The organism is Bacillus sp. RC240 (genome assembly GCF_044907945.1).
Lineage (GTDB): Bacteria > Bacillota > Bacilli > Bacillales > Bacillaceae_G > Bacillus_A > Bacillus_A mycoides.
Map to the genome: position 1 here is coordinate 52,815 of NZ_JBIYCT010000008.1, position 15,834 is coordinate 68,648.

A 15,834-nucleotide genomic window follows, 5' to 3' on the forward strand; every position below is an offset into this window, starting at 1 on the left:
AGGAGAGAAAAATATAATGAAAAATTTACAAAGTAAAACAACATTGCATAACGGTGTAGAAATGCCTTGGTTCGGTTTAGGTGTATTTAAAGTAGAAGAAGGACCAGAACTTGTAGAAGCTGTAAAATCGGCGATTAAAGCAGGATACCGCAGCATCGATACAGCTGCGATTTATGGAAATGAAAAAGCAGTAGGTGAAGGAATCCGTGCTGGAATCGAAGCGACTGGGATTTCAAGAGAAGAATTATTTATCACTTCAAAAGTGTGGAATGCGGATCAAGGATATGAAACAACAATTGCTGCATATGAGGAGAGCTTAAAAAAATTAGAACTAGATTATTTAGATTTATATCTTGTTCACTGGCCTGTAGAAGGGAAATATAAAGATTCGTGGAGAGCGTTAGAAACACTTTATAAGGAAGGGCGCGCGCGTGCAATTGGTGTAAGTAACTTCCAAATCCATCACCTGAAGGATGTAATGGAAGGTGCAGAAATTAAACCGATGATTAACCAAGTGGAATATCATCCGCGTTTAACACAAAAAGAACTACAAGCTTTCTGTAAAGAACAAGGTATTCAAATGGAAGCATGGTCACCGCTTATGCAAGGTCAACTATTAGATAACGAAACATTACAAGAAATTGCTGATAAACACGGCAAAACAACAGCGCAAGTTATCTTACGTTGGGACTTACAAAATGGAGTGATTACAATTCCAAAGTCAACGAAAGAGCACCGCATTATTGCAAACGCTGATGTATTTAACTTTGAATTAACAAAAGAAGATATGGAAAAAATCGATGCATTAAACCAAAATCACCGCGTTGGTCCAGATCCTGATAACTTCGATTTCTAAGCTTAAAGTAGAAAGAAAGAGTGCAAACAGTTTGCACTCTTTTTTTTGTTGCGCTTATGTATAAAAAAAAATTCTAACTAAATAATAAACAGTAGTAAATTTGTTATTTTATAAGGGGTTGTAGACATGAATATAAAACGATCGTTCAAGATAATGGCCGCTTTTTTGAGTGTTTTATTTGTATTTGCGAACTTATTATTCCCGCTTCAAAAAGCATTCGCAGAAGTTATGGATCATACGAAGTATGAAATGGATTGGAGTTATAGTAGGTCAAAGAAGAAACCAATTCGAACAGAGCTTATTAAAACGGCAGATGGAAAAATTGCATTTTGCTTAAATGTAGATTTGAAATCTCCGAGCGGTCAAGACTTACCTGAAATGGGTAAAGTAGATATTAACGTATACCGTGTACTATTAAACGGGTATCCGCAGAAGAGTCCACAAGAATTAGGCGTTTCCGATTGGAGAGAGGCACATTACGCAACGCAGCTCGCGGTGTGGAATGCGTTAAAACAAATTGATATTAACGATTTAGACTTCCGTAATAAAAATGTAGAAAAAGTAACGAAAGATATCGTTGCGAAAGCAAACGCTAGTGAAGAACTACAAGAAATTACGATGAGTGTAGTACCATCAGAAGAACAAGAGGCAGTATTGAAAGATGAGTTTTTTGAAACTGGTTTATATACAGTGCAAACAAACGCTAAAAGTGGAACTTATAAAGTACAAGCAACTGGCGCACCAGAAGGCGCGAAGTTCGTAAATGAAAAAGGTGAAGCGAAAACCGAATTTAATGTGGGAGAGAAATTCCGCATTTTAATTCCGAAACAAACGCCATCGGGTGGATTTAGCTTTAAAGTATCAGGGAATTTAACGAAACTACAAGGAATTGCACATAAAGGAACACCGACAATTCAAAATGCAGTTGTATTATTAGAGCGTAGTGAAGAGAAAACAAGTCCAGAGTTGGCGGTAAGTTGGAAAAAAGCAAATGGTCATGATAATAAACCAAATAAACCCTATACACCAAATGAACCACATAAACCGAATCAAATTAAAAGATAGTGGAAAAAGCATTGGCGTTTGCCAGTGCTTTTTTCTTATCTGAGTAGAAGTTAAATTATATGTTAAAAATAATAAACGGGTATAGATAACATGAAAACAATATTGGGACAGTTTAAACTATATTTTAGAATAATATAAAATATGTTGAAATCCGAACGTTACGATTAATGGATTGTATTCGCAAAATTGTAACATTATTCTGATTGAAAAGGCTATCAAACAAAATAGAAAGCGTGTAAAATTCAGTTGGAAAAACTACCTATAGATGGTCATATATAAAGAAAATGTAAGTTTCTATTGTTTTTCACATTTTTAGATGTATAGATGACAAGACTGAAGTACATCTTTTACTATTCTCTTTTTATGTAGGAAGAGAACTCATCACAAGTAGAAAGAAGTGAGGAGGATACAATACATAAAAATTTTATAATGTAGGAAATTGAATACATTGAGAGGAATGCGGTAGTAATGGATACAGGTGCGCGAGGTGTTAGTCTATTCATTAAATGGTTTTATAAAAATAATAGGATTTTAAATTAAATGAATGTATAGGGTAGTTTGTCTAAAAAAAGGAATAGGGGACACAGATTATGTCAAAGAAGAAAAAGAGTAGGGTATTAGTAGCTGGAGTTTTTTTAGCTACGTTATTAACTCCGTATGGTCTTGAAGTGCCTAAGGTATATGCAGAGATGACGATTGAAGATAAGGAGAAACAGCAAGAAGAACGAGTGTATCAATTGCTGCCAAAAGGTGATGTAGAAGAGATACGTGAGTTGCATCAGCGTCGAATGAGTTTTTCTCCCTATGAACCAACTGGTATTTATGTAAAGCCAGGTGAAGAAGTAGTTATTCAAGTAGATGGGAATCAAAAGATTAAAGCTTATATTGGCACATATTCTTATGAAAAAGAAGAACCTAAACAATTCAATTTAAATCCTGGTGAAAATAAAATTTCTTCTCCGAATGGAGGGCTATTATACTTTTATAATTATCACAACACAGGAGAAGTAGTTGCTAAAGTAAAAAAAGGTGGTATACCAAATCCTTTATTTATTTTAGGTAAACATACGACAGAAGATTGGAAACGTATGTTGAAGGAATCACCGAATTCATATGCAATCGAGATGAAAGGGGAAAATAGTTTACTAACTATGCATCCTGAGACTGTGGCGGAACATTTGAAGCAAGAAGATCCAGCTGCGTTATTAAAGAAACATGATGAAATAATTAATATAGAACATAAGATATCTGGTTTATCAAAAGATGGTGTGGGTGTTGCGAATCAAGGCAAACATTCCATTCATTATGTTGAAGACTGGTATACGGACAATTATATGTATGCGACTTATTATCGAACAGCTTATAGTAAAGGGAATTTAGAGTCAGTACTAAATCTAGAAGAGTTAACTGCGGATGGATGGGGACCTTGGCATGAAGTGGGGCATCAACATCAACAGGACACTTGGTTATGGGAGGGGCTTGGAGAAGTAACCGTTAACATTTATTCTTTAGCAGTTCAAACTGCATTTGGACATAAAACAAGGTTAGAGCAAGAAAATCGTTATGAAGCCGCATTTGCTTATCTAGGTAAACCGAATGCGCAAAAGAAGATGAATGAATTCGAAAAATTAGTTATGTTTTGGCAGTTGCATTTAGCTTATGGAGACCAGTTCTATCCGAAATTACATCAAATGTATCGTGTGTTACATGATACAGAAATGCCTAAATCTGATGAAGAGAAAAAGCAGATGTTTATTTACATGACGTCAAAAGTAGCTGGGCAAAATTTAATTCCTTTCTTTGATAAATGGGGAATAATTCCAAATGATGATACTAGAGAGAAGATTGAAAAATTAAATTTACCAAAATTAGAAAAGGAAGTTTGGTTATCTACAGATAGCAATCCAATTCGTGAAAAACAAACTGAGTTATATGAAATTCCATATGGCGAGCCAAATAATGAAAAAATACAAAATGTAGTAATTGGTACTACATATGATGAGAAAAAAGCAAAAGAACTTGTACAGAATTTAGGAGAAGGTGTAAAAACAACAGGTGTGATTATGCAAGATAAGCCTGAAGTTGGAGAAAAAACTGTAAAAGTAGAAATTATAGATGAAAAAGGGAATAAAAATTTAATTCCTGTTGTAGTAAATGTTGGTTATGGTGATAGCTTAGTATTCAAAGGGCTCAATTATAGTACTGATATTAAATCGATTGTAACACTGCAACACGATCAGAAAAAGTTTAGTGCGACAGCTGATTCTAATCAAGTGCATTATTATTTTAAAGAAGATGCGTATTTTGAATTCACATTACTAGATCCAAATGGAAATGAGAAAAAGAAAGCAACTGTAAAAGGTGTTGAAAATGCGGAAGAATTCGCAAAATCGATTAATGGGTTAGAGTTCGAGTATGGTGACGTTGTAAAAGTGTATCACGCAGAATCAGATCGCTTTAATTGGTATCAAAATAATAACTTTATCGGCCAAGGTAGGGCGAAGGTAGAGGAAGAATTATTATTTAAAGTAACAGAAAAGGGCTTTGAGAGAATGGAAGCTCAACAAGAAGTAACAGTAGTACCGCAAAAAGTAGTAATCGGAACAGATGCTGAAAGATTAGAAGCAAAAGATTTTGTTCAAGTGAAAGAAGGAGAAGTAATCGGATTTGTAGAAAAACCGAATACAACAAAAATCGGTGAACAAAAAGTAAAAGTAGAAACGAAAGATCGTTTTGGAAATAAGAAAGTGACAGAAGTGCCATTGGAAGTAATGTATGGCGATAGTTTAGTCTTCCAAGGTGATGGTAATAAAACGCGTTCTGTCGTAACTGCGGATCATAATACGAAAAAGCTACAGGCAACATTTACGGATTCTAAAGTTCATTATCGTTTTGAGAATGAAAAATATATGGGAATCACGCTATATGATCAAAATGGAAATGAAAAGAAAGTTATTTCGGTAGAAGGGCAAGAGACTTCTGAAAGTTTTGCAGAACAGTTGAATGGTGTAGACTTCGCATATGGTGATGTTATTAAGGTATATCATGCAGAATCAAATCGATTAAAGTGGTATCAAAAGAATGAGTTTGTAGGTAAAGGGAACGTGGAACAAGAATTATTCTTTAAAGTAACAGAAAAAGGTTTTGAAAGAATAGAAGCTCTACAAGAAGTAAAGGCAGTACAGCAAAAAGTAGTAATCGGAACAGATGCTGAAAAGTTAGAAGTGAAAAACTTTGTTGAAGTAAAAGACGGAGAAGTAATTGGATTTGTAGAGAAACCAGACACAATGAAACTCGGTGAGCAAAAAGTAAAAGTAGAGACGAAAGATCGTTTTGGGAATAAGACAATAACAGAAGTACCGATTGAAGTGACGTATGGAGATAGCCTGGTGTATCAAGGTGTGTCCAATGTTACACGTTCTATTGTTACGTTAAATCATGACGAAAAGAAATTACATGCAACATTTACGAATGATGTGATTCATTATCGTTTTGTGAACGAACAGTATTTAGGTTTTGCGATTTATGATCAAAATGGAAATGAGAAAAAGCATATATCAGCAGACGGTCAAGAAACCTCAAAGAATTTTGCAGAACAAGTAAATGGTACTCCATTTGAGTATGGGGATGTTGTAAAAGTGTATCATGCAGAACCAAGTCGTCTGAAATGGTATAAAAAGAATGAGTTAGCAGAACAAGTAGCTTCAGCAGAAGTTGTATTTAAAATCACTCAAAGTGGATTAGAACTAGTAAAGGGAACATTGTAATAAAAAATGCGCGTAGATATTGGATCTACGCGCATTTTTTTCTATTACTCAGCTTCAGAAACAACTGTGAAGCGTTCGTTTACATGTTTTGGATTTTCGATTTCATCAAGTGCTGCAACTGCGAAGTCTTCGTAACTTACGTAGCTATCACCTTTTGAGTTAACAAGAAGGTTGTCTTTTCCGGCTGTATAAGAGCCTGTGCGTTTTCCTAATGCAAATAGTGCAGAAGGGCTAATGAATGTCCAAGTAATATCATTTGTTTGATTTAGGATTTCTAAGTTTTTACCTTGGTTTTGAGCTGTTGCAAGATATTCATTTGGGAAACCTGGCGTATCAAATACACGCGTTGTTTTCTCTTCGTCTACAAATAAGCTTCCAGCGCCGCCAACTACAAGTAATTTTGTGTTAGGTGCACCTTTCATAGCTTCAATTAGTACGTTTCCTGCATCTACGTGAAGATGTTCTTCTCCTGCTGGAGCGCCGAATGCATTTACAACTACATCAAATGCTTGTAGGTCATTAGATGTAAGAGCGAATACATCTTTCTCTAAAACTTTTATATTTTCTTCTGTAATTTTTGCAGCGTTTCTTACGATTGCAGTTACTTCATGTCCGCGATCTAATGCTTCTTTTAAAATACGACTTCCTGCTTTACCAGTTGCTCCGATGATTCCGATTTTCATAATAAATCCCTCCAAAGTGTTTTGTTAAAGTGTATATCTGAAAGTAAATGAATTTGTTGTAATAAGGTTTGTTACAACCTGATGTAATCATTATAGTTACAGGTTGGTGTTTTTGTCAATGGGGTAGTTTGTAGATTTACTTTTTGTTTTAGTATGCACAGTTAGAGGGAGGAGAGTCATAAAGATATTGTTACTTCGTGTCTGGCTAATATTTGGAAATTGCAAATTGTCGAAAAATGTTGATTTTTAAATGTTTTTTAAATATAATTCGTTTTATGGAGAAAAGGAGGGGTTAATTGTATGAATATTTTAGAGCAATTTGTTTCATCAACGAATACAATTCTTTGGTCATATATTCTTATTGCAATGTTAATTGGTTTAGGTCTTTATTTTTCTATTAAATTGAAATTCGTACAAATTACTCATTTAGGGGAAATGGTTCGATTAATGAGTGATGGATTAACTGGAAAGACACGTAAAAAGGGAAGTGTATCGTCATTCCAAGCATTTTGTATGAGTTCAGCAGCTCGTATTGGTATCGGGAACTTAGCGGGTGTAGCGCTAGCTATTTCTATGGGAGGACCTGGAGCTGTATTTTGGATGTGGGTTATTGCGATTATTGGGGCGTCTTCAAGTTTCGTAGAAAGTACGCTTGCGCAAATTTATAAAATAAAAGATGGCAGTGGCTTCCGTGGTGGTCCTGCTTATTATATGGAAAAAGGTTTGAATAAACGTTGGATGGGAATTTGGTTCTCTATCCTTATTACAATTAGTTACGGTTTAATTTTCAACTCAGTACAAGCAAATACAGTGACATTAGCATTTAAAAATGCATTTGGTATTGAGCGTTATGTTGTAGGGATTGTACTTGCGGTATTGGTTGCGGTTATTATTTTTGGTGGTGTGAAAAGTATTGCGCGTATGTCAGAAATGATTGTTCCGCCGATGGCAATTATTTATATTGCAGTAGCTGTGTTCGTTGTTATTAAAAATTATTATTTAATACCGGATATGTTTACAGAAATCTTTAAAGGTGCATTCGGTTTAGATTCAGCTGTAGGTGGCGGTATTGGTGCTGCAATGAAGTTTGGTATTCAGCGCGGATTATTTGCGAATGAAGCCGGTATGGGTAGTGCGCCAAACGCGGCTGCAACAGCTGATGTAACGCATCCAGCTAAACAAGGATTTATTCAAACAATTGGAGTATTAGTGGATACATTCTTAGTATGTACATCAACAGCGTTTATCGTACTATGTTCTGGTGCATATAAGGCAACAAATTTAGAAGGTATTGAATTAACGCAAGTCGCGCTAAGTTCACAAATCGGTTCGTGGGCAAGTAGCTTCTTAGCGATTATCATTTTCTTATTTGCTTTCAGCTCATTACTAGGAAACTATTATTATGGTGAAACGAATATTGAATTTATTAAACGAAGTAAAACTTGGTTAACGATTTATCGTATTGCGGTTGTAGGAATGGTACTATTCGGCTCTGTTGCGACGCTTCAAGTTGTATGGAATATGGCAGACTTATTTATGGGTCTAATGGTAATCACAAACTTAATTGCGATTACACTTCTTGGCCGATTTGCGTATGCTGCGTTGGCAGACTATGTAAGGCAAAAGAAACAAGGAAAAGATCCGGTATTCAGTGCAGATTCTATTCCTGGTTTAACGAACACAGAGTGTTGGGATAAGCCGGCGGTAACAGATAAAGAAAAAGCAGTATAATAAAAAGGCGAGCATCGAGATGAATTCGATGCTCGCCTTTTTGTTGTAATGAATGATATTAAGGCTAAAAGATGATTGATATAATGTCTATAAAAAAAATATAAATGTTATAATTGTTAACACGGCTATGTCATGAAACCTTACATCGTTTGTCGAAAATTCTTGATTACTAAAAGTTTTTAGAATATAATTTTCTTATTGTTAGGAAGAGGGGGCAATACAAATATGGATTTTTTAACTAATGTAATTGGGGATATAAATAATGTCCTTTGGTCATATATCATTATTGCGATGTTAATTGGATTGGGACTTTACTTTTCGTTTCGTGTGAAATTTGTCCAAATTCGTTACTTCGGAGAAATGATTCGCCTACTTGGGGACGGGGCGAGTTCAAAGACAAGAAAAGCACAAAAAGAAAAAAGTGGTGTATCATCGTTCCAAGCATTTTGTATGAGTACAGCTTCTCGTGTAGGTACTGGTAACTTAGCTGGTGTAGCGATTGCAATTTCAGCAGGTGGTCCAGGAGCTGTGTTTTGGATGTGGTTAATCGCGGTAATTGGGGGTGCTTCTGCATTTGTAGAGAGCACATTAGCGCAAATTTATAAAGTAAAAGATGGGAATGCATTCCGTGGTGGCCCAGCGTATTATATGGAAAAAGGCTTGAAGAAACGCTGGCTAGGGGTTGTCTTCTCTGTTCTAATAACAGTTAGTTTCGGATTAATTTTCAACGCCGTGCAGTCAAACACAGTAGCAGCAGCTTTTGATGGAGCATTTAAAATGGATAGTAGACTTGTAGGTCTGTTTATGGCTGGTTTACTTGCAATCATTATTTTTGGCGGGGTTAAGCGAATTGCACGTGCGGTTGAAATGATTGTTCCGGTTATGGCGATTATATATGTAGCTGTTGCGTTGTTTGTTGTCGTGACAAACATTACAGAAATCCCGCATGTATTTAAAGAGATTTTCCTACATGCTTTCGGAATTAAAGAAGTAGTGGGCGGGGGATTAGGAGCTGCGATTTTACTAGGGGTAAAACGTGGATTATTTTCAAATGAAGCAGGTATGGGTAGTGCGCCGAACGCAGCTGCGACTGCAAACGTAACACATCCAGTTAAACAAGGTTTCATTCAAACTTTAGGGGTATTTACAGATACATTATTAATTTGTAGTTGTACAGCATTTATCATTTTATTATCAGATGTGCCTGGAGCGGCTGATTTAAACGGAATTCAATTAACGCAACAAGCATTAAGTCAGCATATCGGGCCATGGGCATCTATATTTGTAGCAGTTGCAATTTTCTTGTTTGCATTTAGTTCATTAGTAGGTAACTATTACTATGGTGAAACAAATATTGAGTTTTTAAATGGAAGTAAAGTTTTATTAAATGTTTATCGAATTGCGGTACTTGGTATGGTTATGTTAGGTTCTGTAGCAACAATTCAAATTGTTTGGGACTTAGCAGATTTATTCATGGGTATCATGGCTATTATTAACTTAGTGGCGATTGTATTCCTTTCTAAGTATGCTTTCGCGGCATTATCAGATTACGTAAAGCAAAAGAAACAAGGAAAAGATCCAGTCTTTTATGCGGAGTCTATTCCGGGTTTAAACAATACAGAGTGCTGGGACAAGCCAGCAGTAGCAGATAAAGAAAAAGCTGTATAATAAAAAAGGAACGAGCATCAGAGAAATTTGATGCTCGTTTTTTTATGGTGATAAACTAAAGGAAGAGGGAAAATACGAACATTAATGAGTGTTTTATAATAAAATGTATTTTTTTAAGAAAAGTGCGGATGTGAGTTATAATTTGTGTTAGAATGGAAAATGGCTTTGAGACAAGAGATTTTATGGCTTTTCATATCCGATTGAAGGTTTTGGAGGAGAAATGGAAAGTTCGGATTATTCCTTGTTTTGAGTAGTCAGACGTTCAACGTTAATGAAGAGTTAAATGGAGGATTTTATTAATGAAGTTTGTTATGTTTCTTGTAGGACTACTAGTTGTATTCGTACTCGGCTTTCTTATAAGTTCTGATCGTAAGAAGATTAAGTATAAACCAATCGCAATTATGCTTGTTATTCAGCTAGCGTTAACGTATTTCTTATTAAATACGCCAATTGGTTATATTTTAGTAAAAGGAATTTCTGATGGATTTGGAGCGCTTCTTGGATATGCGGAAGCTGGAATCGTTTTCGTATTTGGAGGCCTTGTTAATAAAGGAGAAGTTTCATTCTTCTTAACGGCATTATTGCCAATCGTATTCTTTGCAGTGTTAATCGGAATTCTGCAACACTTTAAAATTTTACCGATATTTATTCGTGCTATTGGTACTATGCTAAGTAAAGTAAATGGTTTAGGAAAATTAGAATCATATAATGCAGTAGCAGCCGCAATTGTTGGGCAGGCAGAAGTATTCATTACAGTAAAAGATCAATTAAGTAAAATCCCAAAACATCGTTTATATACACTATGTGCATCTTCAATGTCGACAGTATCGATGTCAATCGTTGGTTCTTATATGAAAATGATTGAGCCAAAATATGTAGTAACAGCACTTGTATTAAATTTATTTAGTGGTTTCATTATTATTCATCTTATTAACCCGTATGATATTACGGAAGAAGAAGATACACTGAAGTTAGAAAATAAGAAAAAACAGTCATTCTTTGAAATGTTAAGTGAATATATTATGCTTGGTTTCACGATTGCGATTACGGTAGCAGCAATGTTACTTGGTTTCGTAGCATTAATTACAGCAATCAATAGCTTGTTTGATTCAGTGTTCGGTATTACATTCCAAGCTATTTTAGGGTATATTTTCTCACCATTAGCATTCGTAATGGGTATCCCGCAAGCGGAAATGGTAACAGCGGGGCAAATTATGGCAACAAAATTAGTATCAAACGAGTTTGTTGCGATGCTTGATCTAGGAAAAGTAGCTGGTGAGTTATCAGCTCGTACAGTCGGTATTCTTTCTGTATTCCTTGTATCATTTGCGAACTTCTCATCTATCGGAATTATCGCAGGTGCAACGAAAGGAATCGATGAAAACCAATCAAACGTTGTTTCATCATTCGGATTACGACTTGTATACGGTGCGACATTAGTAAGTCTTTTATCGGCGATTATCGTTGGTGTTATGTTATAAAGTGAAACTTTAATCAGTGGGGGGCTTTATCCCCCGCTGATTATTAGCCTTCACCAATCGGGCTTTTACGGGCAGTTAATCACCCACCTAACTTCTTTGTTTTCGCTGAATTTTGAGGTGGGGGTCTTACTGCCCGTTAAAGCGGGGTAAAAAAGATGGTCCTAGCTCATAGCTAGGGCTATTTTTTTATGGTAAATTTACATGAAAAAACCAATTAATTAGGAATATATTAACATATAAAAATATTTTAAAATTTATATTGCATTTCAATTAGTTAACGCTTACAATTTGATTTGTAGGTGGTATCAATTTCAGACTTTCAAGTATGGTAGGAGAGAAGAGGCTACCTTTTATAAATTGCAATTTATGTAAACGCTTACTGATTTTAGATAACAGTTGAATAATATTTAGGGGTTTTAAATTTTTTTAACATCAATGGTCAGACGTCATTCGTTATACGTTATACGACCAATAACTCGTGAGAGAAGTGGAGGATTCACATATGAAAATAGTAATGTTTCTAGTCGGTTTACTTGTAGTGTTTGTACTAGGTTTCCTTATAAGTTCAGATCGTAAGAAAATTAAATATAAACCAATTGCACTTATGCTTGTCATTCAATTGGTACTTGCGTATTTCTTACTAAATACAAAGATCGGATTTGTGTTAGTAAAAGGGATTGCAGATGGATTTGGCGCTATTTTAAAATTTGCGGAAGCAGGGGTTAATTTCGTATTTGGTGGTCTAGCAAATGATGGACAAGCACCATTCTTCTTAACAGTATTATTACCAATTATTTTCTTAGCAGTATTAATCGGGATCTTACAACATATTAAAGTTTTACCGATTATCATTCGTGCAGTCGGTTTCGTATTAAGTAAAATTAACGGTTTAGGAAAACTAGAATCATATAATGCGGTAGCAGCTGCAATTGTTGGTCAAGGTGAAGTATTTATTACAGTAAAAGATCAACTAAGCAAATTACCGAAAAATCGTTTATACACACTTTGTGCATCATCAATGTCAACAGTATCAATGTCAATCGTTGGTTCTTATATGAAAATGATTGATCCGAAATATGTAGTAACAGCACTTGTACTAAACTTATTTAGTGGATTCATTATCGTTCATATCATTAATCCATATGACGTAAACGAAGAAGACGATATTTTAGAATTACAAGAAGATAAGAAACAAACATTCTTTGAAATGTTAGGCGAATATATTATGCTTGGTTTCTCTATCGCTGTAACAGTAGCGGCAATGTTAATCGGTTTCGTAGCATTAATTACAGCAATTAACGGTGTATTCGATTCAATTTTTGGAATCACATTCCAAAGCATTTTAGGATACGTTTTCTCACCGTTAGCATTTGTAATGGGTATTCCAACATCAGAGATGCTAACAGCAGGACAAATTATGGCAACGAAATTAGTAACGAACGAATTCGTTGCAATGCTTGACCTTGGAAAAGTAGCTGGTGATTTATCAGCTCGTACAGTAGGTATTTTATCTATCTTCCTTGTATCATTTGCGAACTTCTCATCAATCGGAATTATCGCAGGTGCAACGAAGAGTATCGATGGCAAACAAGCAAACGTTGTATCTTCATTCGGATTAAAACTTGTATACGGTGCAACGTTAGTAAGTATATTATCAGCAATTATCGTTGGGGTTATGCTTTAATAAATAACAAAGAAGTCGTTTATCTCTCGCCTAGAGGATGAACGGCTTTTTTGTTTTGGTATGATAAATAATATAGAGAGGGGGAATTAGGGTGAAAGAAGCGGGTAGTTTAAGGGAGTTTGATGAGATTATAGAGAACATTGATCAATTAACTGGAGAAGATGCTAGAGTGTTTTTGAAATTTATACATGGGTATTTAAGCATAGTAGAAGAAGGCGATGGGACTTTTACTCATAGTGATTTTATTGAAAAGGTTTTATAAGAAAGATGTGGGTAAGGTTATTAAGCTGAGAGAAGAAATAAAAAAATCACCTTAATCCATTCATTAAGGTGATTGAAATATTATTCAGCTGGAGGCGTAAATGTACGTTTCTCTAATTCAGCATCTAGCATAAATAGTGCGTTTGAATCGCTTGTAATACGTTTTAATTTTTGGATGATGCTATCAAATGAAGCTTCTTCTTCTACTTGCTCATCAACGAACCATTTTAAGAAGGTAATTGTTGCGTGTTCACGCTCATCCCAAGCGATATCAGATAAGTGATAAATGCGCTTCGTTACTTCACGCTCATGCTCAAGTGCTACTTCAAAAGCATTCAATACAGACTCATATTCGTTATTAGGATGATCAAATCCAGTAATAATAGCGCGCTCGCCGCGGTCATTAATGTAGTTGTAAAGCTTCATTGCGTGGAAACGCTCTTCTTCAGCTTGTACAAGGAAAAAGTTAGCGAATCCATCGTAGCTTTCCGCTGTACAGTAAGCAGCCATTGCCATATAAGCGTGAGCAGAGTAAAATTCAAAATTCATTTGTTCATTTAGTGCGTCGTGCAATTTTTTAGATAACATAAAATCCCCCTTATTATTGTGACAAGAATATTATACCATAATTGATAATGTTCTCATTTAGATGTTTCGAATCTTTTTGAAAGCTTTGTAACGTGTGTTTCCATAATGTCTTGTAAATCCAAATCATATTTTTGTGAAAGAACAATAAGATTAGATAGTACATCACCAAGTTCTTCTTTTAGTTCTTGTTTTAGCTCTTCTTGTGTTTTCGTTTGTTCATCAGGGCGATCACGACCGATTTCAATAGCGCGAACAACTCGTGAAACTTCCCCAACTTCCTCAGTTAAGAAATTTAAGCGAATAAAGGAGTTGTACTGTGACCAGCTTCGTTTTTCGTAAAATTCCTCCACCCATCTTTGAAATGCGACGATATCCATTTCTTCCTCATCCCTTCAATATGTTGTACAATGTCAATTGTATCATAACAATATATAGTTTCGGGGTGTAGGAATGAGAAAGATTTGTGTGTTTGCAGGTTCCAATTTAGGGGAGAGACCAGAATTTAAAGAGCAGGCAATCCAGTTAGGCAAAATGTTTGTTGAGAACGACTATGAGCTCGTATACGGTGGTTCATGCGTTGGATTAATGGGAGAAGTAGCAAACGAAGTTCTTCGTTTAGGTGGACGTGTAACAGGTGTTATGCCGCGCGGTCTATTTCGAGGAGAAATCGTACATACAGGATTAACAGAATTAATTGAAGTAGAAACAATGCATGAGCGCAAGGCGAAAATGGCAGAGCTTGCGGATGCTTTCATTGCATTACCAGGCGGATATGGAACGTTTGAAGAGCTATTTGAAGTTGTATGTTGGTCACAAATTGGTATACATGATAAGCCAGTTGGTTTATTAAACATTAAAGACTTTTACGGACCGATTCTGCAAATGGTTAATCGCGCAGCTGAAGAAGGCTTTATGAACCCGTCGAATAAAGAGTTGATTGTTTCAGCTGAGACGGCAGCTAAATTAATTCATGAAATACAAAATTACGAGCGTCCTGTTTTGGGGACGAAGTGGAAGCAATTATCATAGTACATTTTTATAGCGATTTATAGAAACACATGTCTTTTTATCGTAAAAAGGCATGTGTTTTTAATATAGTTAAATATATTAATGTTAAAATATTAAGTTTTCAAAAAGGAGAAATAGATGGAGGAGTTTGTGTATTTACGTCCTGTTTTTAAAAGTATTTTAGCAGCATCTATTCTTGTTATGCTAATTGTTTTAAGACAGAAGAAAGAGCTGATTAATGAGTTTTCGCTTTGGTTTATTTCGGTATTGTGTATCGCTGTTTCGGCGATAACACTTTTTATGTCAGGGTTTATCGTTGATGAGTATAGTCTAAGTGGAGATCCACAATCGTTTTGCATGTTTATTGCGATTGGCTGTATTAGCGGCTTGAATTTTATTATTTATTATAAACGGAAATAAAAAAAGGCATTCCATATTACTTCGGAATGCCTTTATCATTTTGATTACTTTGTTTTTTATACAGGTACCAGCCACCCCAACCGCCACCAATAGCTACAACAACGAGGAAAGCATAGTCTTTAACCTCGACACGTATATTGAAAATATTAGCTATAAGTAAGAGAATCCCAACTGTTATTAACGCAAAAAATGCTCTAATTAAGTAGTCTTTCAACTGAACCACTCCCGTCATTTAATTAGTAAATGATGAACTTGGACAAGCTTTTTGGATCTAATTACTAAAGGGTGTTTCCTATATTTTAACATAAAAGAGATTGTAATATATTGATAAAAGTAGAGGAGAGGGGGGCTAATATTGTCGTGATTTGTTGGTAAAGCGATATTCTTTGTCGAAACGTTGATATATCGTGAATTACGATCGATATAATTTTATGTATTATCAAGTGCGACCAATCAATAGAAAAAAGCGACTCTGAACGAGCCGCTTCCGCTTTTAGTGGTATCTAGCTCCAGCGGCTAGAACAGTCGGTTGTTTCACTCCTTCATTCGAGGCAAAAAGCGCCTCGGAATCAGGAGTTCCAACACCCTCCTGTTCTGAACGAGCTGCTTCTGCTTTTAATCA

Annotated in this window: 13 protein-coding genes and 1 pseudogene; 10 read left to right on the forward strand and 4 right to left on the reverse strand. The window is 35.4% G+C overall.

Annotated elements, in window-relative coordinates:
* Window positions 1-16: 16 nt before the first annotated feature.
* From ABH955_RS21950 to ABH955_RS21960, 3 genes are all read left to right on the forward strand, one after another.
* Window positions 17-856 carry an aldo/keto reductase gene (locus tag ABH955_RS21950; protein ID WP_377898705.1) on the forward strand — a complete coding sequence of 280 codons (840 nt, stop codon included), beginning with the start codon at window positions 17-19 and terminating at the stop codon, window positions 854-856.
* Window positions 857-982: 126 nt separating this feature from the next.
* Entirely contained in the window at window positions 983-1,921 is a 939-nt protein-coding gene (locus ABH955_RS21955; RefSeq protein ID WP_404491662.1) for a thioester domain-containing protein, read from the forward strand.
* Between the two features lie 590 nt (window positions 1,922-2,511).
* Entirely contained in the window at window positions 2,512-5,688 is a 3,177-nt protein-coding gene (locus tag ABH955_RS21960) for a putative mucin/carbohydrate-binding domain-containing protein (RefSeq protein ID WP_404491664.1), read from the forward strand.
* A gap of 44 nt (window positions 5,689-5,732) precedes the next feature.
* On the opposite strand, the gene ABH955_RS21965 is transcribed toward ABH955_RS21960, so the two are convergent.
* The gene (locus ABH955_RS21965; protein WP_240380753.1) at window positions 5,733-6,371 is read right to left on the reverse strand and encodes an NAD(P)-dependent oxidoreductase; all 639 of its coding nucleotides are present in this window, start codon (window positions 6,369-6,371) and stop codon (window positions 5,733-5,735) included.
* Window positions 6,372-6,671: 300 nt separating this feature from the next.
* Here ABH955_RS21965 and ABH955_RS21970 point away from each other — a divergent pair, with 300 nt between their 5' ends.
* From ABH955_RS21970 to ABH955_RS21990, 5 genes and pseudogenes are all read left to right on the forward strand, one after another.
* The gene (locus ABH955_RS21970; RefSeq protein ID WP_404491666.1) at window positions 6,672-8,102 is read left to right on the forward strand and encodes an alanine/glycine:cation symporter family protein; all 1,431 of its coding nucleotides are present in this window, start codon (window positions 6,672-6,674) and stop codon (window positions 8,100-8,102) included.
* 225 nt (window positions 8,103-8,327) lie between these two features.
* Entirely contained in the window at window positions 8,328-9,770 is a 1,443-nt protein-coding gene (locus tag ABH955_RS21975; RefSeq protein ID WP_404491667.1) for an alanine/glycine:cation symporter family protein, read from the forward strand.
* Between the two features lie 299 nt (window positions 9,771-10,069).
* Window positions 10,070-11,251, forward strand: a complete 1,182-nt coding sequence (locus ABH955_RS21980; RefSeq protein WP_404491668.1) for a NupC/NupG family nucleoside CNT transporter — start codon at window positions 10,070-10,072, stop codon at window positions 11,249-11,251.
* 502 nt (window positions 11,252-11,753) lie between these two features.
* Window positions 11,754-12,935 carry a NupC/NupG family nucleoside CNT transporter gene (locus tag ABH955_RS21985; RefSeq protein ID WP_404454525.1) on the forward strand — a complete coding sequence of 394 codons (1,182 nt, stop codon included), beginning with the start codon at window positions 11,754-11,756 and terminating at the stop codon, window positions 12,933-12,935.
* A 91-nt stretch (window positions 12,936-13,026) separates the two neighbouring features.
* Window positions 13,027-13,252, forward strand: a pseudogene (locus ABH955_RS21990) (hypothetical protein).
* 25 nt (window positions 13,253-13,277) lie between these two features.
* On the opposite strand, the gene ABH955_RS21995 reads toward ABH955_RS21990, so the two are convergent.
* Both ABH955_RS21995 and ABH955_RS22000 read right to left on the reverse strand, forming a co-directional pair.
* Window positions 13,278-13,784 (reverse strand): ferritin, encoded by a 507-nt coding sequence (locus ABH955_RS21995; RefSeq protein ID WP_002015996.1) that lies wholly within the window; start codon window positions 13,782-13,784, stop codon window positions 13,278-13,280.
* A gap of 53 nt (window positions 13,785-13,837) precedes the next feature.
* Window positions 13,838-14,161, reverse strand: a complete 324-nt coding sequence (locus tag ABH955_RS22000; protein WP_002089472.1) for a MazG nucleotide pyrophosphohydrolase domain-containing protein — start codon at window positions 14,159-14,161, stop codon at window positions 13,838-13,840.
* Between the two features lie 73 nt (window positions 14,162-14,234).
* On the opposite strand from ABH955_RS22000, the gene ABH955_RS22005 reads away from it, so the two are divergent.
* Together ABH955_RS22005 and ABH955_RS22010 are read left to right on the forward strand one after the other, a co-directional pair.
* Complete coding sequence (locus ABH955_RS22005; RefSeq protein WP_483862311.1) at window positions 14,235-14,813, forward strand: LOG family protein; 579 nt, start codon at window positions 14,235-14,237, stop codon at window positions 14,811-14,813.
* A gap of 117 nt (window positions 14,814-14,930) precedes the next feature.
* Window positions 14,931-15,212: a hypothetical protein gene (locus tag ABH955_RS22010; protein WP_404491669.1), complete on the forward strand. Its 282-nt coding sequence runs from the start codon at window positions 14,931-14,933 to the stop codon at window positions 15,210-15,212.
* 16 nt (window positions 15,213-15,228) lie between these two features.
* Here the strand turns inward: ABH955_RS22010 and ABH955_RS22015 are convergent, their stop codons facing one another.
* A complete protein-coding gene (locus tag ABH955_RS22015; protein ID WP_000656312.1) occupies window positions 15,229-15,426 on the reverse strand; it encodes a hypothetical protein in 198 nt (65 codons plus the stop codon).
* Window positions 15,427-15,834: the final 408 nt, after the last annotated feature.